A 20,752-nucleotide genomic window follows, 5' to 3' on the forward strand; every position below is an offset into this window, starting at 1 on the left:
GAAGATCCCATGTCGCTCCTGAACCAGTCGCTCCACGACTTCGACCCCGAGGTCGCCACCGAGGTCGACGCCGAGCTGCGCCGCCAGCAGTCCACCCTGGAGATGATCGCGTCGGAGAATTTCGCGCCCGTCGCCGTCCTCGAGGCTCAGGGCTCGGTGCTGACCAACAAGTACGCCGAGGGCTATCCCGGCCGCCGCTACTACGGCGGCTGCGAGCACGTCGACGTCATCGAGCAGCTGGCCATCGACCGGGTCAAGGCGCTCTTCGGCGCCGAGGCCGCGAACGTCCAGCCGCACTCGGGCGCCCAGGCGAACGCCGCGGCGATGTTCGCGCTGCTCAAGCCGGGCGACACGATCCTCGGCCTGGATCTGGCGCACGGCGGGCACCTGACCCACGGCATGAAGATCAACTTCTCCGGGAAGCTCTACAAGGTCGCCGCCTACCACGTCGACGCCGAGACCGGGCGGGTCGACATGGACGAGGTGGAGCGGCTGGCCAAGGAGCACCGGCCGCAGCTGGTCATCGCCGGCTGGTCGGCGTATCCGCGGCAGCTGGACTTCGCGGCCTTCCGCCGGATCGCGGACGGCGTCGGCGCCTACCTCATGGTCGACATGGCGCATTTCGCCGGCCTGGTCGCGGCGGGGCTGCACCCCTCGCCCGTCCCGCACGCGCACGTGGTGACGACCACGACGCACAAGACGCTCGGCGGACCGCGCGGCGGCGTCATCCTGTCCACCGCCGACCTGGCCAAGAAGATCAACTCCGCGGTCTTCCCCGGCCAGCAGGGCGGCCCGCTGGAGCATGTGATCGCCGCCAAGGCGGTGGCCTTCAAGGCCGCGGCGACCGAGGAGTTCCGCCTGCGGCAGGCCCGTACGCTGGAGGGCGCGGCCGTCCTCGCCGAGCGGCTGGGCCGTGAGGACCTCGCCGCGGTCGGTGTCAGGGTGCTGTCCGGCGGCACGGACGTCCACCTGGTGCTGGTCGACCTGCGCGACTCCGCCCTCGACGGCCGGCAGGCCGAGGACCGGCTGCACGACATCGGCATCACGGTCAACCGCAACGCGGTGCCGAACGACCCGCGCCCGCCGATGGTCACCTCGGGGCTGCGGATCGGCACCCCGGCGCTGGCCACCCGCGGCTTCGACGCCGACGCCTTCCGGGAGGTGGCCGACGTCATCGCGGCCGCCCTCCAGCCGGTCTTCGACGCCGACGGCCTGCGGGCCAGGATGAAGGCGCTCGCCGAGCGCTTCCCCCTCTACCCGGACCTCGGCGCCTGACCGCCCGCGGCCGCGGGGGCACGTCCTGCCCCGCGGCCGCGGTCCCGCACCGCCGGCAGCACCCCGCGGACAACGGCGTCCGCGGAGACCAGGGAGCACACGACCCATGGCTATCTCCGTATTCGACCTCTTCTCCATCGGCATAGGACCCTCCAGTTCCCACACGGTGGGACCGATGCGCGCCGCCCGGATGTTCGCGCAGCGGCTGAAGAACGAGGACCTGCTCACCGCCACCGCCGGCGTCCGTGCGGAGCTGTTCGGGTCGCTGGGCGCGACCGGCCGCGGCCACGGCACCCCCAAGGCGGTGCTGCTGGGCCTGGCCGGGCACTCCCCGCGCACGGTCGACGTCGAGACCGCGGACGACGAGGTGGCCGCCGTGCACACCGCCCGGCGGCTGGCGCTGCTCGGCGCGCACGAGGTGCCGTTCGACCCGGCGGCCGACCTGGTGCTGCACCGCCGCCGCTCGCTGCCCTACCACGCCAACGGCATGACGCTCACCGCCCGCGGGCACGGCGGCGAGGTACTGCTGGCCAAGACGTACTACAGCGTCGGCGGCGGTTTCGTCGTCGACGAGGACGCCGTCGGCGCCGACCGGATCAAGCTCGACGACACGGAACTGCGCCACCCCTTCCGCACCGGCGACGAGCTGCTGCGCCGCTCCCGCGAGACGGGCCTGTCGATCTCCGCGCTGATGCTGGAGAACGAGAAGGCCTGGCGCACCGAGGCCGAGATCCGCACCGGCCTGCTGGAGATCTGGCAGGTCATGCGGGAGTGCGTGGAGCGCGGCCTGTCCCGCGAAGGCATCCTCCCCGGCGGCCTGAAGGTGCGCCGCCGCGCGGCCGTGTCGGCCCGCCAGCTGCGCACCGAGGGCGACCCGGCCGCGCACGCCACCGAGTGGCTGACCCTCTACGCGATGGCGGTCAACGAGGAGAACGCCGCGGGCGGGCGCGTCGTCACCGCCCCCACCAACGGCGCGGCCGGCATCATCCCCGCCGTCCTGCACTACTACCAGCACTTCGTCCCGGGCGCGGACGACGACGGCATCGTCCGCTTCCTCCTCGCGGCCGGGGCCGTCGGCATGCTCTTCAAGGAGAACGCCTCGATCTCCGGCGCCGAGGTCGGCTGCCAGGGCGAGGTCGGCTCGGCCTGCTCGATGGCCGCCGGCGGCCTCGCCGAGATCCTCGGCGGCACCCCCGAGCAGGTGGAGAACGCCGCGGAGATCGGTATGGAGCACAACCTCGGCCTGACCTGCGACCCGATCGGCGGCCTGGTCCAGATCCCGTGCATCGAGCGCAACGGCATGGCGGCCGTCAAGGCCGTGACGGCCGCGAAGATGGCGATGCGCGGCGACGGCCGCCACCACGTCTCCCTCGACAAGGTCATCGCCACGATGAAGCAGACGGGCGCGGACATGAAGGTCAAGTACAAGGAGACCGCCCGCGGCGGCCTCGCGGTCAACGTCATCGAGTGCTGATCACGCCGGCCCCGAGCCGGCCGTTCCGCTCCCGGGATGACGGAGGTCCCCGCCGCTGAGGGCCGCCCGACACGGCGTGCGCCGGCGGCGAGGCCGCGGGGGGCGGCGGTGACGGCGGTGACGGCGGTGACGGCGGTGACGAATGGCCGGACCCTGGCGTCCGGCTGTCGCGTCCACGACCATGGCGGCACCGGTCCCGATGAGAGGAGAGCCCTGTGGTGACCTTCCCGCTGGTCGACATCACCATCCACGAACAGGGCGTCAACGGCATCACCCCGCCCGCCCACTGCCTCGTCACCGGCACCGGTCCCGACGGGCTGCTCCGCTTCTTCCTCTACCACGGCCCCACACCCACGGACGCCGGACTCTGCGGATCGGTCGTCCTGCCCCGGCCCGACCTGCTCCTCGCCGGACGGCCGTTCACCGCCCACGACCCCAGCGGGGCACGCGTGAGCGGTGCGGGCCAGGAGCCGGGGCGGATGCTCGTCCATCTCGCGCGCCGCGCGGCCGCGGCCAGGAGGACGCAGTAGCCCGCCGGCTCCTGCCCCGGCGGGACAGCGCGCTGCGGGGCACCGCCCGTCGGGCGGTGCCCCGCAGCGCGGGAGCCGGACGCGGTCACCGCAGCCAGCGGTGGCTCCGGACGACGGGGAGCTGTGCCCACAGCCGGCCGAGTCCCCAGGTGGCGCCCGCCGCGGTGAGGGCGAAGAGGATCATCGCGAGGGCGTAGATGACGTGGTAGTCCACGATCGGGTTGGACGACATGCTCGGGGCGCCGCCGGTCAGGTGCTGGGCGGGCGGCCATTCGGCGGCCCACATCATGGCCATCAGCGCGGTGCCCGCGACGGCGGTGACGCGCAGGGCGATGCCGGCGGTGAGGGCCACGCCGATGCCGAGCAGCGCGAGCATGAACAGCGTGTCGGTCCAGCCCTTGCCGGCGATGTCGTGGAAGAACGACTGGAGCGGGCCGGCGGACACGCCGGTCAGGAAGCCCTTGGTGGGCGAGCCGCCGTCGATCCAGCCCTTGCCGGAGCCGGTGGCGTAGTGCCAGCCGAAGGTCTTGTCGAGGAACGCCCACAGGAAGACGAAGCCGGTCGCGATGCGCACGGCGGCCGAGGCCCTGGCGGCCAGGGTGGCGCCGGTGGCGGCGGCGGCCGTGTCGCTCACGCTGCCGGCGGATGCCCTGTTCCAGGTGGGCAGGTGGAATGCCGCGCGGTGGGGGGTGTTGTGGTGGACGGCCATGATGACTCCCTGATCGGTGGGGTGCTGTTCGGTACGCCATTACTGTCCTGCGCGCGGGGGTGCCGGCGCTGGGGGCCCACGGCCCGAGGTGCGGGGCCGAACGGCCCTGCTGCCGGGCCCGGTTGGGCTCGGGCCGCCGTCGCCCGGCGGGGAGCGCACGGAGGGGCCCGCCAGGCGTGCCTGGCGGGCCCCTCAGGGACGTGCGGTGGGGGTGCCGCGGTCAGCCCTCCCAGCTCCAGTCGGCGACTTCGGGCAGGTCGGTGCCGTGCTCGCGGATCCAGGCGTGGTGGCGCAGCCGGGTGTCCTCCATGAGCTGCCGGACGGGGGCGGCGGTGACGGCGAGGCCGGGGACGCGGTCGATGACGTCCATGACCAGGCGGTAGCGGTCGAGGTCGTTGCGGACGACCATGTCGAAGGGTGTGGTGGTGGTGCCGATCTCCTTGTAGCCGCGGACGTGCAGGTTGGTGTGGCCGCGGCGGCGGTAGGCGAGGCGGTGGATCAGCCACGGGTAGCCGTGGTAGGCGAAGATCACCGGTTTGTCGGGGGTGAACAGGGCGTCGTACTCCGCGTCCGGCATGCCGTGCGGGTGCTCCTCCCGGGGCAGCAGCCGTGCGAGGTCCACGACGTTGACGACGCGTACGGCCAGCTGCGGCAGGTGCCGGCGGAGGAGCTGGACGGCGGCCAGGACCTCCTGGGTGGGGACGTCGCCGGCGCAGGCGAGGACGACGTCGGGCTCGGCGCGGCCGTCCTCGTTGCCCGCCCACTGCCAGATCCCGGCGCCGCGCGCGCAATGGGCACGGGCGGCGTCCATGGAGAGCCAGTCGAAGCAGGGCTGCTTGCCGGCGACGACGACGTTCACGTAGTCCTTCGACTTCAGCACGTGGTCGGCGACGGAGAGCAGGGTGTTGGTGTCCGGCGGCAGGTAGACGCGGACGACTTCGGGGGCCTTGTTGAGCACGTGGTCGACGAAGCCGGGGTCCTGGTGGGAGAAGCCGTTGTGGTCCTGCCGCCACACGTGCGAGGTGAGCAGGTAGTTCAGGGAGGCGACGGGGCGGCGCCAGCGCAGGGTGCGGGTGGTGCGCAGCCACTTGATGTGCTGGTTGACCATGGAGTCGACGATGTGCACGAAGGCCTCGTAGCAGGAGAACAGGCCGTGCCGCCCGGTGAGCAGGTAGCCCTCCAGCCAGCCCTGGCAGGTGTGTTCGGAGAGGATCTCCATGACCCTGCCGTGCCGGTCCAGATCCTCGTCGACGTGCAGGAACTCCGCCTGCCACGCCTTGCCGGTCGCCTGGTAGACGGCCTGCAGCCGGTTGGACGCCGTCTCGTCGGGCCCCACGATCCGGAAGTTGCGCCGGTCTGCGGTGCCGGCCATGACCTGTTCCAGCAGCTCCCCGAGGACGCGGGTGGGTTCGTGAAGCGAGCCCCCGGGTGTGTCGACGGGGACGGCGAAGCGGTCCAGCGGCGGCAGTGGCAGGTCGCGCAGGAGCAGGCCGCCGTTGGTGTGCGGGTTGGCGCCGAGCCGCCGCTCACCGTCGGGGACGCACTCCAGGACCTGCGGGCGCGGGCGGCCGTCCTCGTCGAACAGCTCCTCGGGACGGTACGAGCGCAGCCATTCCTCCAGCTGCCGCAGGTGCTGCGGGTTGTCGCGCACTTCGGACAGCGGGACCTGGTGGGCGCGCCAGGTCCCTTCCACGGGCAGGCCGTCGACCTCGGCGGGCCCGGTCCATCCCTTCGGGGTGCGCAGCACGATGACCGGCCAGCGGGGCCGCTGGGTGGAGCCCTGTTCCCGGGCGGCCTGCTGGTAGGCGGCGATGCGGTCCAGGGCGGTGTCCATCGCCGCGGCCATCGCGCGGTGCACCTGGGCGGGGTCGTCGCCGGTGACGTGCAGCGGATCGTGGCCGTAGCCGCGCAGCAGGTCGTCGAGCTCGGACTGCGGGAGCCGGGACAGGACGGTCGGGTTGGCGATCTTGTAGCCGTTCAGGTGCAGGATCGGCAGGACGGCCCCGTCGTGGACGGGGTCGAGGAACTTGTTGGAGTGCCAGGACGCGGCCAGCGGTCCCGTCTCGGCCTCGCCGTCGCCGATGACGCACGCGACGAGCAGGCCGGGGTTGTCCAGTGCGGCGCCGTAGGCGTGGGAGAGGGAGTAGCCCAGCTCGCCGCCCTCGTGGATGGAACCCGGTGTCTCGGGCGCGACGTGCGAGGGCACCCCGCCGGGGAAGGAGAACTGCCGGAACAGCCGGCCCATCCCCACCGCGTCCCGGCTGACGTCCGGGTAGGTCTCGCTGTAGCTGCCCTCCAGCCAGGAGTTCGCCAGCACCGCCGGCCCCCCGTGCCCGGGGCCCCACACGCAGATCGCGTCCAGACCACGCGCCCTGACCACCCGGTTGAGGTGGGTGTGCACCAGGTTCAGCCCCGGCGATGTGCCCCAGTGACCCAGCAGCCGCGGCTTGACGTGCTCCGGACGCAACGGCTCGGTCAGCAGCGGATTGGCCATCAGGTAGATCTGGCCGACCGCGAGATAGTTCGCCGCACGCCAGTGGGCGTCGAGGGCCTGCAGCTCCTGGTCGCCGAGTTCGGTGGTCGCCGTGACGGAGGACATGGGGATCTCCTGGGGTTCGGGGGGTGTCGCGCCTGAACCACCTTCTGCCCTCCCCGCTGCCGGGGAACAGGGCCGCACGGGCGGCCGCCAGGGCCACTGGTCCCTTCTTCCGCTGCCCCTAACCGCCCGGGCGGCCCCCGGCGGCGAGAGCCGGGACGAGCACGACGGGGCAGTGCGCGTGGCGCAGCAACGCGCGGGCGACCGGGCCCGGCGGGGAGCCGTTCCCGCCGCGACCCGCGCGGGTGCCGATCACCACCAGGTCCGCCTGGGAGGTCGCCGCGATCAGCGCACGGCACGGCGTGGAGGGCACCGTCCCGCTGTGCAGGGCCTGGTGCGGGCTGCTCCGGCACAGCGGTGCGAGCAGGCCTGCGGCCGAAGCGGCCCCGGCTCCGGCCCGGTGCCCGGCCGGATCGTGCGGGGGGCCGGGGCGGCCGCCCGCCGCGCCGGGCGGAGGCGGCCGGTAGGTCCAGGCGTGCAGGACGTCGAGCCGGGCCCCGCGCAGCGCGGCTTCCTCGAAGGCGAACAGCGCCGCGTCCGCGTCGGCGTCGCTCTCCAGCCCGAGCAGCAGACCGCCCGCGCGGTGCCGTCGTGGGGCCGTCGGCAGGCCCGCACCGGGCACGACGAGCAGTGGCGCGACGGTCCGTGCCGCCAGCCGCCGGCTCACCGAGTGCAGCAGCAGTCCGGCGGCACCGCGGACGTGGCGGCTGCCGACGACGGTGAGGGCGGCCCCGGCGCCCCGCTCGGCGAGTACGGCGGCCGGGTCGCCGACGGCCGAGCTCGTGGTCACGGGGACACCGGGGTGGCGCCGGGCGAGCCGTGCCGCCGCGGCCCGCAGGACGGGGCCGGCCTCGTCCGGATCACCGACGCAGGTGATCACGTCGAGACGGGCGGTACGCAGCCGGGCCTCGCCGGCCGCCACGTCCAGGGCGCCGAAGGACGGCACCGACCCGTCGATCCCCACGACCACCTGCGGCGGACTCATGGCCACTCCTTTCCCGCGCCGGGTTTCCGATCCGATCGTGGGGGCCCGCTCCGGGTGGCGGCAGGGCCCTTCCGCGTCGCATCGAGGGACCTGTCCGCCCTCCCGCGGGGGCCGTTCGGCTCTCCACGGCGGCGGGTCCCACCCGGGACCGTGAAGGCGACGGGCGGCTGTCCGTCCAGATTCGAGAGGGAGGGCCGGCCATGAAGCGCAGCACCGTGCTGTGGCGGTTCCGGCGCAACCCGCTGCGCCGCCGTTCGTACCTGGCGGAGGGCTGGGCGCTGTTCGCGCTCGGCGCGGCGGCCGTCGCGGGCGCCGCGCTCGCCGGTTCGCTCGTCGCCGGGGATGCCGTCGCGCGGTACGCGCACCAGCGGCACGACCGCTCTCCCGTGACAGCGGTACTGGTCGAGGACGCCGACTACACGGCCCCGTGGACCCGGGTGCGCTTCGTTCTGCCCGGAGGAGCGTCGCGTACGGCTCCGGCGCGGGTGGGTGACGGACTCAGGCGCGGCGAGCGGACCACGATCTGGCTGGACGGCGGCGGCAGGCCGGTCGCCGAGCCGCTCTCCCCGTCCGCGGCCCGGCGCCGTGCGGCCGCCACGGGAGCGCTCGCGGGGCTCGGGATCTGTGCGGGCGCCGTGATCGGCGGCGGGCTCGCGGCCGCCTCCCTCGAACGCCGCCGCCTCGGCCGCTGGGAGACCGAATGGGCGCGGGTCGGCCCCACCTGGGACCACCGCAACGCCTGAACGCCCCGCCCCCCCGCTGTCCCGGTGGCGGCGCGAGCCCCCGCGCCGTCCGGTCCCGGGACCCGTGCGCCGGCGGGCCGCACCACCGGATCGACCACAACGCGGCACTGCGGCCCGATCGGGCGCGTGCCGTCCGACGAGAGGAAGCCCCCGTGAACGAGCAGATAGTGATCACCGGCGCGGGCCCCGCCGGCACGCTGGCCGCGAACCGGCTGCGCGCCGCACTGGACGCCGCCGCCCACCGGATCGTCGTCATCGACCGTGCCGATCCGTGCGACCAGGAACTCGACCTGCTGGTGTCCCTCGGCATCTACGGTCCCGGGACCCTGCAGCCGCCCGAGGACGTCCGGTTGCGCGACGGGATCGAGCGGCGCCTCGCGGACGTCGCCACGATCGACCCCGACCGCAAGGAGGTCTGCCTCACCGACGGCACCACGGTTCCCTACGGCGTGCTGGTGCTGGCCACCGGCCGGCACCGGCTGCCGCCCACCACGGCCGGGCACCTGACGATCGCCGCGGACGGCCTGCCGTCGACGGGCCGCGCCGACATCTACGTCGTCGTCCCCGGCAGGGGCGGGCGGTGGCCGGCCGTCGAGCGTCCGGTCCGGACGCAGGTGGAGCTCCTGGTCGACGGTGTCCTGCGGTACCTGGACGGTTCCGCCGCGGTCGGCGGCGGCGTCGCGAACACGGCCGCCGGGTAACCGCCGGCCCGCCACCGGCACTTCCGCCGCACCACCCGTCCCCGCCCGCACCGCCCGTCCTCGCCGTCCGCGCTCGTCCGCACCGCCCGTCCTCGCCCGCACCGCCCGTCCCCGCCGTCCGCGCACCGCGCGCTCGGCCCGCACTCCACAGGAGGCACACCATGAAGCACCGCAAGGTCGGCAACGTCATGACGAGTGACGTCGTCCGGGTCGCGGAGGCGACCTCGTTCAAGCAGATCGCGATCCTGCTGGCACACCACCGGATCAGCGGCCTGCCCGTTGTCGACGACGACGAGAAGGTGGTCGGTGTCGTCTCGCAGTCGGACCTGACGGCCCGCCAGGTCCGGGACGGCGCGACCACCGCGCGCCGCCGGCTGCCGCGGGGGCCGGCGTCCCGGCGCACGGCGGCGAAGGCGGCCGCGCTGACGGCCGGCCGGCTGATGTCCACCCCGCCGGTGACCGTCCACGCGGACGACTCGATCGCCTTCTCGGCCCGCACCATGGCCGAGCACGGGGTCGAGCGCCTTCCGGTCCTCGACGAGGAGGAGCGGCTGGTCGGGATCGTCACCAGGCGCGACCTGCTCCAGGTCTTCCTCCGCCCCGACACCGACATCCGCGAGGAGGTCGTCCAGGAGGTGGTCGTCCACACCCTGTGGCTGTCCCCGTCGGCAGTGGAGGTGAAGGTCGAGGACGGCGTCGTGACGCTGGAGGGCGAGCTGGAACGCCGCAGCGAGGTGTCCGTCGCGGCGAACGCCACCGCCCGGATCGACGGCGTCGTCGCGGTGGACAACCGCCTCACCAGCCAGTGGGACGACTCCACGCTGCGTGCGGTCGCCCCGTCCCCGCACGGCGTCGCCGGCGAGTGGCTGCACAGGCTCTGAGCCGCCCGCCCTCCCCGCCCCTGGGACCGAGCGGCCCGCGCAGAGGGCCGTTCGGCCCTTTGCGCGGGCCGTCGTCCGCGCGATGATCGGAGGTCCAGGGCGGCATCGGGCCGGCAGACGACAGGTGAGGGTTCGCTCATGAACGACGTGCCGCGGTTCTCCGCGCAGTCCCCGATCCGGGTCTTCCTGGTCGACGACCACGAGGTCGTGCGCCGGGGCGTCCACGACCTGCTGGACGCCGAACCCGACATCGAGGTGATCGGCGAGGCGGAGTCCGCGGGGCACGCCCTGGCCCGCGGCCCCGCGCTGCGCCCGGACGTGGCGGTGCTGGACATCCGCCTGCCCGACGGCGACGGGATCTCGGTGTGCCGGGAACTGCGTTCGGCCATGCCCTCGCTGGCCTGCCTGATGCTGACGTCGTTCGACGACGACGACGCGCTGCTGGACGCGATCATGGCAGGCGCCGCGGGCTACGTCCTGAAGCAGATCAAGGGCTCCGACCTGGTCTCCGCGGTACGGACGGTGGCCTCGGGCCAGTCGCTGCTCGACCCGGCCACGACCGCTCGTCTGATGAGCAGCCTGCGCGACGAGCACTCGGGCGTGTCTTCCGAGCCGGAGGCGCTGGCCGCCCTCTCCCCCCGGGAGCGCGAGATCCTGGCCCTCATCGGCGAGGGCCTGACCAACCGGCAGATCGGCAAGCAGCTGTACCTGTCGGAGAAGACCGTGAAGAACAACGTCTCGCGGCTGCTGGCCAAGCTGGGCGTGGAGCGCAGGGTGCAGGCCGCCGTCATCGCGTCGAACAGCGCGTCGCCGTCCGAGCCCGGGAGCGGCCGGCGCTGAGACGCGGGCGGCCGGTCTGCCGCCCGGCGGCCTCCCGCCCCTGCCGTCCCTCCTTCCGGGCGCCGGTGGCGAGGGCCTGACGGCCGGCCGCCACGATCTGCCGTCAGGTCTGCGGCCCCTGCCGCCGGTCGCGGGCGGCCGTGCGGCGGCGGGCGTTCCCGGCAGCCGCACCGGCGGTCACCGCGGGCGTGCGCGGCACGGTCTCGTCCACACCGCCGAGCGGCGCGCCACCGCGCTTCCCGGTGCGGCCGATGTTCCCGAACACCTCGTCACGCGCCCGGATCGGCATGGCGCGGACGGAATGCGCCGGCGGCCGGCCGGGAACCGCGCGGGGCGCGCCTTTGCCGGAGATCTCCGCCGGCCGCAGCAATTCCGGGCGCCGGGATCAGCTCGCCGGGGATGCCGGGGCCTGGGCCCCGCACGGCCGCGGAGGCAGGACGGGGGCTGCCCGGAGGGGCGCGGCTCCTGTGCCACCGCTGACGGGCGGCGCGGCGGATCCGCCCTCGCGTGCGGCGCGGAACGCACGGGGCCCGCGCGGCGGCCCGGGCCGCGCCCCTCCCCCGCGATGGGCCGTCCGGGCCCGATCGGGGCCGGTCGGCCCGTGGCCGGGAGACGGGCGGACCCAGGAGCGTGGGCGGGGGGAGCCCGGGGTGACGGCACCGCGGGACCTACGGCCGGAGGTGGGCGGGATGCGGCAGTACGCGGTGGCAGGAGTGGACGGTTCGGACGGCGGACGGCGGGCGGCACGCTGGGCGGCCGCGGAGGCCGGGGCCCGCGGGCTGGCCCTGCGGCTCGTCACGGTGGTCCCGCCCGGGCTGCCGCGGGCTCCCTCCACGGCCGGATCCACCCGGCGGGCGGAGCCGGTGCCCGGTCCGGCCGGGGTCCCCCGTGACATCGCCCTTGCGCACCCCGACCTGGAGGTGGACGCCCGGGAGATCGCCGGAGAGCCCTCCCAGGTACTGCCGGGTGCCGGGCAGGGGGCCGCGCTGCTGGTGGTCGGGACCCGGGGAGCAGGCGGGTTCGACGGGCCGTGGCTCGGCTCAGTGGCGCTCGCGGTGGCCGTCCGGGCACCGTGCCCGGTGGCCCTCGTGCCGGCGCCCTCCCCCGTGCGCGGGCGCAGGCACGAGGTGGTGGTGGGTGTCGACGCGAGGCACCCGGACGAGGGCGCCGTGGGCGCCGCGTTCGAGGAGGCCGCGTCACGGGGCGCCCTGCTGCGGGCGGTGCATGCCTGGGACCTGCCGGCGCCGGGCCGGGGTGCGGCCTTCGGCGTGCTGGAGGAGGACCGGGCGGAGTGGGAGGACCAGGAGGTCCAGCTGCTGGACGACGCGCTGCGCGGCTGGCGGGAGAAGTACCCGCAGGTGAGCGTGCTGCCCGACGTGAGGCTGTTCGGGGCCGCCGACGCGCTGGTGCGCGTCTCGGCCGGCGCGGAGCTGCTCGTCGTGGGGCGGGGACAGCCGAAGGCGGCCCGGCTGCGCGGCGTCGCGCGCGCCGTGGCGCACCGCACCCCCTGCCCGCTGCTGCTGGCCGGCCGGGGCTGAGCCGTCCCCGGCCACGTGCCGGGGCAGGGCCGTGCCCGGAACTGCCCCGGCCGGCTGCTGCCGCCGAGGAGCGGCAGGTCCGTTCGCCGCCCTTGGGGTGCCCCGGACCGCCCTGCGGGCAGGGCCGTTCGGCACTCGGCCCGGGCGGCCCCGCCGCGACAGCCTGAGGACGTGACCGGCTCCCGCCGGAACCACCGCACCGTCCGCCCCCCCGGCCGGGACGCCCCCGGGCGTTCCCGGCACCCGCCGAACCGAGGACGAGATCCCCATGGCACCCGTGACACCCGCGACACCCGTGATCGAGCGCCCCGCCCCCCGCCCCGCGGGCACCGGCCCCGGCGCGCCGGCCGAGGACGGCCCGGACGCCCGCGCGGTCGACCTCCTCGTCGAGCGCGCCACCCGTGCCCTGGCCGCCTTCGCGGACCTCGGCCAGGAGGCCGTCGACCGCATCGTCGCCAAGGCCTCCGTCGCCGCGCTGGACCACCACACGGAACTGGCCCGGCTCGCCGTCGAGGAGACCGGCCGCGGGGTCGTCGAGGACAAGGCGGCCAAGAACATGTTCGCCTGCGAGCACGTCGCGCACAGCCTCGCGCACCTCGCGACGGTGGGCGTGGTCGCCCGCGACGACATCGAGGGAGTGGTGCAGATCGCCGAGCCGGTCGGCGTCGTGTGCGCGGTGACACCGGTGACCAACCCGACCTCGACCACCGTGTTCAAGGCCCTGCTGGCGCTCAAGACCCGCAACCCGGTGGTCTTCGCCTTCCACCCCGGCGCGCAGCGGTGCAGTGCGGAGGCCGCCCGGATCGTGCGGGACGCCGCGGTGGCGGCGGGGGCGCCCGAGCACTGCGTCCAGTGGATCGAGCGGCCTTCGGTCGAGGCGACCGGGCTGCTGATGCGGCATCCCGGCACCGCGCTGGTCCTGGCGACCGGCGGCAACGCCATGGTGAGGGCGGCCTACTCGGCGGGCAAGCCCGCGGTCGGCGTCGGCGCCGGGAACGTGCCGGCCTACGTGCACCGCAGCGCCGACCTGCGACGGGCGGTCAACGACATCGTCCTGTCCAAGTCGTTCGACAACGGCATGATCTGCGCCTCGGAACAGGCCGTCATCCTGGACGGCGAGATCTACGACAAGGCCCTCGCGGCCTTCGGCGAGCTGCACGCGCACCTCGCGACGGCGGAGGAGAAGCGGCAGCTGGAGGCCTACCTCTTCCTGCCCGCCCCGGCCGGACACGAGCAGCGGGTCAACCCCGACGCCGTCGGACGGAGCCCGCACTGGATCGCGCGGCAGGCCGGCTTCACCGTTCCCGCGGACACCTCGGTCATCCTCGCCGAAGCCGGCGAGGTCGGGCCGGACGAACCGCTCACCCGCGAGAAGCTCTGCCCCGTCCTCGCCGTGCTGCGGGCCGAGTCCACGGAGCAGGGGTTCGGCCACGCCGCCGCCATGGTCGCCTTCCACGGGCAGGGCCACACCTCGGTCATCCACACCGGCGACCCGGCGATGGCGGAGGAGTACGGGCAGCGGATGCAGACCGTGCGCGTCATCGTCAACGCGCCGTCCTCGCAGGGGGCCATCGGCGGCGTCTACAACGGGCTGCTCCCCTCCCTGACCCTGGGCTGCGGCTCGTGGGGCGGCACGTCGGTCTCCGAGAACGTCTCGGCCCCCCATCTGCTCAACGTCAAACGCCTCACCACCCGCCAGAACAACCTGCAGTGGTTCAAGGTCCCGCCGAAGATCTACTTCGAGCCGCAGTCCATCCGCTACCTGGGCTCGATGCCCGGCGTCCGCCGCGTCACCGTCGTCACCGACGCGACGATGACCCGCCTGGGTTACGTCCACCGCGTCAGCCAGGTCCTGCAGCGGCGCGACCAACCGGTCACGATCCAGGTGATCGACGACGTCGAGCCCGAGCCGAGCATCGACTCCGTCCAGCGCGGGGCGGCCATGATGCGCGCCTTCCGGCCCGACACGATCATCGCCCTCGGCGGCGGCTCACCGATGGACGCGGCCAAGGTCATGTGGCTGCTGTACGAGCACCCGGACGTCGACTTCGCGGACATGCGGCAGAAGTTCAGCGACATCCGCAAGCGCGCCTTCCGCTTCCCCGCCCCGGGCCGGCTGGCACGGCTGGTCTGCATCCCGACCACCTCCGGCACCGGCGCGGAAGTCACCCCGTTCGCGGTCATCTCCGACCCCTCCCGCGGCAAGAAGTACCCGCTCGCCGACTACGCCCTCACCCCCAGCGTCGCCATCGTCGACCCCCTGCTGACGACCGCCCTCCCGGCCGCCATAGCCGCCGACAGCGGCTTCGACACCCTCACCCACGCCACCGAGGCCTATGTCTCGGTCTACGCCAACGACTTCACCGACGGCCTCGCCCTGCACGCCGTCAAGCTCGTCTTCGAGCACCTCGAAGCAGCGGTGAACGACCGCTCCGCCAGCCCGGTGGCCCGCGAGAAGCTGCACAACGCCGCCACCATCGCCGGCATGGCCTTCGGCAACGCCTTCCTCGGCATCGTCCACGCCATGTCCCACACCCTGGGCGCCACCTTCCACATCGCCCACGGCCGGGCCAACGCCGTGCTGCTGCCGCACGTCGTCCGCTACAACGGCAGCGTGCCGGCCAAGCTCACCAGCTGGCCCAAGTACGAGACCTACCGCGCCCCGGAGCGCTTCCAGGACATCGCCCGCGTGCTCGGCCTCCCGGCCGCCACGCCCGCCGAGGCCGTCGCCTCGTACGCCGCGGCCGTCGAGCGGCTGCGCGACGCCGTGCACATCGAGCCGTCGTTCGCCGCGATGGGCGTGGAGGAGGAGGCGTTCCTCGCCGCCCTGCCGCAGCAGGCGCTCAACGCCTTCGACGACCAGTGCGCCCCCGCCAACCCGCGCATGCCGATGCTCGGCGACATGCGGGAGCTGATGCTCGCCGCCTACTACGGCACCGCCCCCTGACCGCACGGCACGGCGTGCGAAGGGCCGTCCGGCGCGCACCCGGGACCGGTCGGCCCTGCCCCGCCGGGAGCGCTCCCGGCGACGATCGGCAGCGAAGACACCACCACACCGACACGACGACACGACGAGGGGGCTGTCACCATGACGGCGACCAGCGAGATCAGCACCCGGCCGGCGCAGGCCGGCCCCTGGGCCGGCTTCACGGGCGAGCGGTGGCGCGGGCACATCGCGGTGCGCGACTTCGTCCAGGCCAACTACACGCCCTACGAGGGCGGCGCGGACTTCCTGGCCGGCCCCACCGACCGCACGCTCGCGGTGTGGTCGCGGATCACCGACCTCCTGCCCGAGGAACGCCGCCGGGGAGTCCTCGACGTCGACACGGCGACGCCCTCCACCATCACCTCGCACGCCCCCGGCTACATCGACCGCGACCGCGAGCTGATCGTCGGCCTCCAGACCGACGCGCCCCTGAAGCGCGCCATCATGCCGAACGGCGGCCTGCGGATGGTCGAGAACGGCCTGCGCGCCTACGGGTACGAGCCCGACCCGTTCGTCACGAAGGTCTTCGGCTCCTACCGCAAGACCCACAACGCCGGGGTGTTCGACGCCTACACGCCCGAGATGCGCCGCGCCCGCAAGGCCGGCGTCATCACGGGGCTGCCCGACGCCTACGGCCGCGGCCGGATCATCGGCGACTACCGCCGGGTCGCCCTGTACGGCACGGCCCGCCTGGTCGACGCCAAGCGCGCCGAACGCGCCCTGCTGGACCGGGAGCCCTCCACCGCGGAGGTGATCCGGGACCGGGAGGAACTGGCCGAGCAGATCCGCGCGCTCGGCGAACTCGCCCGGATGGCCGACTCCTACGGCTGCGACGTCACCCGCCCGGCGGCCACCGCGCACGAGGCCGTCCAGTGGCTGTACCTCGGCTACCTCGCCGCGGTGAAGGAGCAGAACGGCGCCGCCATGTCGCTCGGACGGACCTCGACCTTCCTGGACGTCTACCTCCAGCGCGACCTGGACGCAGGGCTCATCGACGAGACGCGGGCCCAGGAGCTCATCGACGACTTCGTCATCAAGCTGCGCATCGTGCGGTTCCTGCGCACACCCGAGTACGACGCGCTGTTCTCCGGTGATCCCACGTGGGTCACCGAGTCCATCGGCGGCATGGGGACCGACGGCCGCACCCTGGTCACCCGCACCTCCTTCCGCTTCCTGCAGACGCTGTACAACCTCGGCCCGGCGCCGGAGCCGAACCTCACGGTGCTGTGGTCGCCCCGGCTCCCCGACGGGTTCAAGAGGTTCTGCGCCCAGGTCTCCGTCGACACCAGCGCCATCCAGTACGAGTCCGACGACCTGATGCGGCCGCGTACCGGCGACGACACCGCGATCGCGTGCTGCGTCTCGGCGATGGCGGTGGGACGGCAGATGCAGTTCTTCGGCGCCCGCGTCAACCTCGCCAAGGCCCTGCTGTACGCGGTCAACGGCGGCCGCGACGAGATCACCGGTGAGCAGGTCGCGCCGCCCGCCGCGCCGCTGGAGGGCGAGTACCTGGACTACGACGAGCTGTCCGCGGCCTACGACCGCACGCTGGACTGGCTGGCCGCCACCTACGTGGGCGCGCTCAACGTCATCCACTGCATGCACGACAAGTACGCCTACGAACGGCTGGAGATGGCCCTGCACGACCACCCCGTGCACCGCTTCCTCGCCTGCGGCATCGCGGGCCTGTCGGTGGCCGCCGACAGCCTCTCCGCCGTCAGGTACGCGCGGGTGAGGGTCGTCAGGGACGGCACCGGCCTCGCGGTGGGCTACGAGACCGAAGGGGACTGGCCCGCCTACGGCAACAACGACGACCGTGCCGACGCCCTCGCCGCCGGCCTGGTCGGGTCGTTCATGGCGAAGGTCGCCGCCCACCCGTCCTACCGGGGCGCCGAGCACACCCAGTCGGTGCTCACCATCACCTCCAACGTCGTCTACGGCCTGCACACCGGCGCCACGCCCGACGGGCGCCCCGCCGGAGCCCCGTTCGCCCCGGGGGCGAACCCGATGAACGGCCGCGACCGGCACGGCATGGTGGCCTCCGCGCTGTCGGTCGCCAAGATCCCCTACGACCAGGCCAGGGACGGCATCTCGCTGACCTCGACCGTCACCCCCGAGGGACTCGGCCACGACCCGGACGAGCGTGCCGCGAACCTGGTGGGCATCCTCGACGCCTACACCGCCACCGGCGGATTCCACCTCAACGTCAACGTCCTGGACCGGGCGACCCTGGAGGACGCGATGGCCCACCCCGAGAAGTACCCGGAGCTGACCATCCGCGTCTCCGGCTACGCCGTCAACTTCGTCCGCCTGACCCGCGAGCAGCAGCTCGACGTGATCAGCCGCACCTTCCACGGCGCCCGGTGAAGCCCGCGACCGGCCGCACGGCGGACCGGGCACTGCCCGGCCCGCCCCCCACCGGCCGCATCCACTCCTGGGACCTGTCCACCGGCGTCGACGGGCCCGGCACGCGGTTCGTCCTCTTCCTCAGCGGCTGCCCGCTGCGCTGCCTGTACTGCGCCAACCCCGACACCTGGCACATGCGCGACGGGCGGGAGGCGACCGTCGACGAGGTGGTGGCGGAGATCGGCAGGTACACCGCCTTTCTCCGCGCCGCGGGCGGCGGGGTCACCCTGACCGGCGGCGAACCCCTCCTCCAGCCCGGCTTCACCGGGCAGATCCTGCGCCGCTGCCGCGAACTGGGCCTGCACACCGCCCTGGACACCTCCGGGTTCCTCGGCGCCCGCGCCACCGACCGGCTCCTCGCCGACACCAGCCTCGTCCTGCTCGACATCAAGTCCTTCGAGGTGCCCACCTACCGCGCGCTCACGGGCGGCTCCCTGGCCCCCACCCTGAACTTCGCCACCCGCCTCGACCGTCTCGGCGTGCCCGTCCGCATCCGCTACGTGCTGGTGCCCGGCTGGACCGACGACGAGGCCGCGGTGGAGGGCCTGGCCTCCTTCACCGCCGGCCTCGGCAACGTCGAGCAGGTCGACGTGCTCCCCTTCCACAAACTCGGCGCCGCCAAGTACGACGCGCTGGGCATCCCGTTCCCCCTGAGGGACACCCCCGTCCCCGGCGCGGATCTCGTGGAACGGGTCCGCGCGCAGTTCCGCGGCCACGGCCTGCGCGCCGTATGAGAGCCCCCGGCCGCGCCCGCCGCCCGACCGGCCCGGTGCGGCGGGCACCGGGCGGCCCCCGTCGCAGGGCCGTTCGGCCCACGACGGACCGGCGGCGCCGGCCCGACGATGGGGACACGGCCGTGACGGCCGGAGCCGGTGACCGGTCCGACGGCCGCCGCCCAGGTGGAGGAGCAGACCATGACGACCCAGCAGATGACGATGACCGGGCGGTTGGCCGCCCTTCCCGACGAGCACCTCGACCGGCTGATGGCCCTCGCGCGGGAGGTCGACTTCCCCGCCGGCCGGCGGATCTTCGAGGAGAAGGGCAGGGCCGACCGGTTCTGGATCCTCCGCGACGGGGAGGTCGCCCTGGAGATGCACGTTCCCGGCTGCCCGGCCGCCGCCGTCGAGAAGCTGGGGCAGGGCTCCCTGCTGGGGTGGTCCTGGCTGTTCCCCCCGCGCCACTGGCACATGTCGGCACGCGCGCTGACCGGCGTGCGCGCCTTCGAGTTCGACGCGGCCGCCGTACGGCAGCTGTGCGAGGACCACCCCGAGTTCGGCTACCCCTTCCTCCTCGCCTGCGCCGAGGTCATCGGCCACCGGCTGGAGGACGCGCGCACCAGGCTGCTCGACCTCTACGGCCCGTACGGCGGCGGCCTGCGCCGCTGAGGCGGCCGGCGGCAGGCACCGGCCGCCCCCTCGTGCCCCGTCCCCGCCCGCGGTCTGTCAGGAACCGTCCGTTCCGGCGTCCGCACCGGCGGGTGTCGCGGGCGCGTGGTCGAACCAGTCGAAGGCGACGCTGCCCTCGGTGGCGTACATCCCGATCACCCGGCCGGTGAAGCCGGTGCTGAGCTGGGTCGAGAGGTAGCGCCCGTCGAGTTCGGCCAGCAGCGTCTCCTCGGTGCCGACGACCGAGAAGGCAAGTGTGTCCGGCCCGGCGGCCTCCGCGCCGGGCGGGCCCAGCTCCAGTTCGGCGGCGGAGGTGACGGCGGGGGGCAGCACGTCCGTCGTCCGGGTCTCGATGACCAGGGTCAGCGGTCCCGACGGGACCGCGCACCGGGCCACGGTCTGCCGCAGCGGGCCGATCCGGGCGACCACGCTCGCTTCCCCGCCGCCGACCTCGATCTCGTAGTGGTGTGCCTCGTCCATGCGCACGCACAGCCCGCCGCGGCCCGTCCCCGGATCGACACGGGCGGAGACCCGGCAGTCCAGGTGCTGCTGGCGGCGCCCGACGAAGGTGCAGCCGGGGCGGTCGAGGCTCGGGCCGGCCGCCCAGAGCGTCAGCCACCCGCGCCTGTCGTCGAGCGACCAGGACGTGTCCGGCCGGCTGCGGGGGGATATCCAGACCGGTGAGAGCGTGGCGGCGTCGAAGTCGTCCCGGGTGGGTTCGGGCGCCCACGGGTGCCAGGCCGAGGGGGCCGGGTGCTGGGGCCGGACCTGGTCCACGACGGGCCAGCCGTCCTCCCACCGCACCGGCGCGAGGAACATCTCCCGCCCCATGACGTGGAATCGGGGGAAGGCTCCGCGGGGCCGGGTGCCCAGCAGGAGCAGCCACCACGTGCCGTCCGCGGCCTGGACGAGATCGGCGTGGCCGGTGCTCTGGATCGGCAGGTCGGTACTGCGGTGGCTGAGGAAGGGGTTGGACGGGCACGGTTCGAACGGCCCGCGGGGGGAGCGGCCGCGCGCGATGGACACGGCGTGCCCGTCACCCGTGCCGCCCTCCGAGACGAGCAGGTACCACCAGCCGTCGATGCGGTGGAGGTGCGGCGCCTCCGGGTACTGCCCGCCGGATCCGGACCACGTCGGCCACGGGCCCTCCAGCACGGCCCCCGTCGACGGGTCGATGCGCGCCGTACGGACGCCGGAGCAGCTGCACCAGCAGGTGCCGTCGTCGTCCCAGGCCAGGTCCGGGTCCACACCCGGCAGATCGACATGGACGGGATCGGACCACGGCCCCTCGGGCCGCTCGCTGGTGACGACCAGATGCCCGGCGGGCACTCCGCCGGCGCCCACCCGTGAGGTGATCACGTAGAACAGGCCGTCGTGGTGCCGGATCGTCGGCGCGTAGATGCCGCGGGAGGACGGCAGGTCCTCGGTCAGGCCCAGCTGCCCGGGGCGGTCCAGGACGTTGCCGATCTGCCGCCAGTGCACCAGGTCGCGGCTGTGGAAGAGGGGCACTCCGGGGAAGTACTCGAAGCTCGAACTCACCGCGTAGTAGTCGCTGCCGACCCGGCACACGCTCGGATCGGGATAGAAGCCGCTGATCACTGGGTTGTCGTACATGTGCATGGGGCGCCGGTCTTCCTCGGTTCGGCCGCCGTGCACCCCGGCGGGACCCGGGTGCGCGGCCGTCGCGCGTCCGGGTCCCCGTC

17 protein-coding genes are annotated in these 20,752 nt (G+C 74.2%); 12 read left to right on the plus strand and 5 right to left on the minus strand.

Annotated elements, in window-relative coordinates; all coding sequences use genetic code 11:
- Positions 1 to 9 precede the first annotated feature (9 nt).
- From glyA to ACH4SE_RS15600, 3 genes are all read left to right on the plus strand, one after another.
- Positions 10 to 1,275, plus strand: a complete 1,266-nt coding sequence (gene glyA / locus ACH4SE_RS15590) for a serine hydroxymethyltransferase (protein ID WP_398543905.1) — start codon at positions 10 to 12, stop codon at positions 1,273 to 1,275.
- 106 nt (positions 1,276 to 1,381) lie between these two features.
- The gene (locus ACH4SE_RS15595) at positions 1,382 to 2,749 is read left to right on the plus strand and encodes an L-serine ammonia-lyase (protein WP_398543906.1); all 1,368 of its coding nucleotides are present in this window, start codon (positions 1,382 to 1,384) and stop codon (positions 2,747 to 2,749) included.
- A 215-nt stretch (positions 2,750 to 2,964) separates the two neighbouring features.
- Positions 2,965 to 3,279 (plus strand): hypothetical protein, encoded by a 315-nt coding sequence (locus tag ACH4SE_RS15600; protein WP_398543907.1) that lies wholly within the window; start codon positions 2,965 to 2,967, stop codon positions 3,277 to 3,279.
- A gap of 85 nt (positions 3,280 to 3,364) precedes the next feature.
- Here ACH4SE_RS15600 and ACH4SE_RS15605 read toward each other — a convergent pair whose 3' ends face one another.
- From ACH4SE_RS15605 to ACH4SE_RS15615, 3 genes are all read right to left on the minus strand, one after another.
- Complete coding sequence (locus tag ACH4SE_RS15605) at positions 3,365 to 3,988, minus strand: hypothetical protein (RefSeq protein ID WP_398543908.1); 624 nt, start codon at positions 3,986 to 3,988, stop codon at positions 3,365 to 3,367.
- A 220-nt stretch (positions 3,989 to 4,208) separates the two neighbouring features.
- Positions 4,209 to 6,587, minus strand: coding sequence for a phosphoketolase (locus ACH4SE_RS15610; RefSeq protein ID WP_398543909.1), 2,379 nt, complete (start codon positions 6,585 to 6,587; stop codon positions 4,209 to 4,211).
- A gap of 118 nt (positions 6,588 to 6,705) precedes the next feature.
- The gene (locus ACH4SE_RS15615; RefSeq protein WP_398543910.1) at positions 6,706 to 7,569 is read right to left on the minus strand and encodes a universal stress protein; all 864 of its coding nucleotides are present in this window, start codon (positions 7,567 to 7,569) and stop codon (positions 6,706 to 6,708) included.
- 200 nt (positions 7,570 to 7,769) lie between these two features.
- Between ACH4SE_RS15615 and ACH4SE_RS15620 the strand changes: the two genes are divergently transcribed.
- From ACH4SE_RS15620 to ACH4SE_RS15635, 4 genes are all read left to right on the plus strand, one after another.
- Positions 7,770 to 8,312, plus strand: coding sequence for a hypothetical protein (locus ACH4SE_RS15620; protein ID WP_398543911.1), 543 nt, complete (start codon positions 7,770 to 7,772; stop codon positions 8,310 to 8,312).
- A 152-nt stretch (positions 8,313 to 8,464) separates the two neighbouring features.
- Entirely contained in the window at positions 8,465 to 9,013 is a 549-nt protein-coding gene (locus ACH4SE_RS15625; protein ID WP_398543912.1) for an FAD-dependent oxidoreductase, read from the plus strand.
- A gap of 161 nt (positions 9,014 to 9,174) precedes the next feature.
- On the plus strand, positions 9,175 to 9,894 hold the full coding sequence (locus ACH4SE_RS15630; RefSeq protein ID WP_398543913.1) for a CBS domain-containing protein: 720 nt from the start codon (positions 9,175 to 9,177) through the stop codon (positions 9,892 to 9,894).
- 138 nt (positions 9,895 to 10,032) lie between these two features.
- Entirely contained in the window at positions 10,033 to 10,734 is a 702-nt protein-coding gene (locus ACH4SE_RS15635; protein WP_398543914.1) for a response regulator, read from the plus strand.
- A 103-nt stretch (positions 10,735 to 10,837) separates the two neighbouring features.
- Here the strand turns inward: ACH4SE_RS15635 and ACH4SE_RS15640 are convergent, their stop codons facing one another.
- A complete protein-coding gene (locus ACH4SE_RS15640) occupies positions 10,838 to 11,023 on the minus strand; it encodes a hypothetical protein (RefSeq protein WP_398543915.1) in 186 nt (61 codons plus the stop codon).
- Between the two features lie 400 nt (positions 11,024 to 11,423).
- Here ACH4SE_RS15640 and ACH4SE_RS15645 point away from each other — a divergent pair, with 400 nt between their 5' ends.
- The 5 genes from ACH4SE_RS15645 (at position 11,424) to ACH4SE_RS15665 (ending at position 19,049) form a co-directional block, all read left to right on the plus strand.
- On the plus strand, positions 11,424 to 12,272 hold the full coding sequence (locus ACH4SE_RS15645; RefSeq protein ID WP_398543916.1) for a universal stress protein: 849 nt from the start codon (positions 11,424 to 11,426) through the stop codon (positions 12,270 to 12,272).
- A 268-nt stretch (positions 12,273 to 12,540) separates the two neighbouring features.
- Entirely contained in the window at positions 12,541 to 15,219 is a 2,679-nt protein-coding gene (adhE, locus tag ACH4SE_RS15650; protein WP_398543917.1) for a bifunctional acetaldehyde-CoA/alcohol dehydrogenase, read from the plus strand.
- A gap of 141 nt (positions 15,220 to 15,360) precedes the next feature.
- Positions 15,361 to 17,625 (plus strand): formate C-acetyltransferase, encoded by a 2,265-nt coding sequence (gene pflB, locus ACH4SE_RS15655; RefSeq protein WP_398543918.1) that lies wholly within the window; start codon positions 15,361 to 15,363, stop codon positions 17,623 to 17,625.
- Complete coding sequence (gene pflA / locus ACH4SE_RS15660; RefSeq protein WP_398543919.1) at positions 17,622 to 18,398, plus strand: pyruvate formate-lyase-activating protein; 777 nt, start codon at positions 17,622 to 17,624, stop codon at positions 18,396 to 18,398. The genes pflB and pflA overlap by 4 nt, the downstream gene beginning before the upstream one ends.
- A gap of 180 nt (positions 18,399 to 18,578) precedes the next feature.
- Positions 18,579 to 19,049 carry a cyclic nucleotide-binding domain-containing protein gene (locus tag ACH4SE_RS15665; protein ID WP_398543920.1) on the plus strand — a complete coding sequence of 157 codons (471 nt, stop codon included), beginning with the start codon at positions 18,579 to 18,581 and terminating at the stop codon, positions 19,047 to 19,049.
- Positions 19,050 to 19,106: 57 nt separating this feature from the next.
- Here the strand turns inward: ACH4SE_RS15665 and ACH4SE_RS15670 are convergent, their stop codons facing one another.
- Entirely contained in the window at positions 19,107 to 20,669 is a 1,563-nt protein-coding gene (locus tag ACH4SE_RS15670) for a glycoside hydrolase family 43 protein (protein ID WP_398543921.1), read from the minus strand.
- Between the last annotated feature and the right edge of the window lie 83 nt (positions 20,670 to 20,752).

It is taken from the genome of Streptomyces sp. NPDC020983, assembly GCF_044333485.1.
Classification (GTDB): Bacteria; Actinomycetota; Actinomycetes; order Streptomycetales; family Streptomycetaceae; genus Actinacidiphila.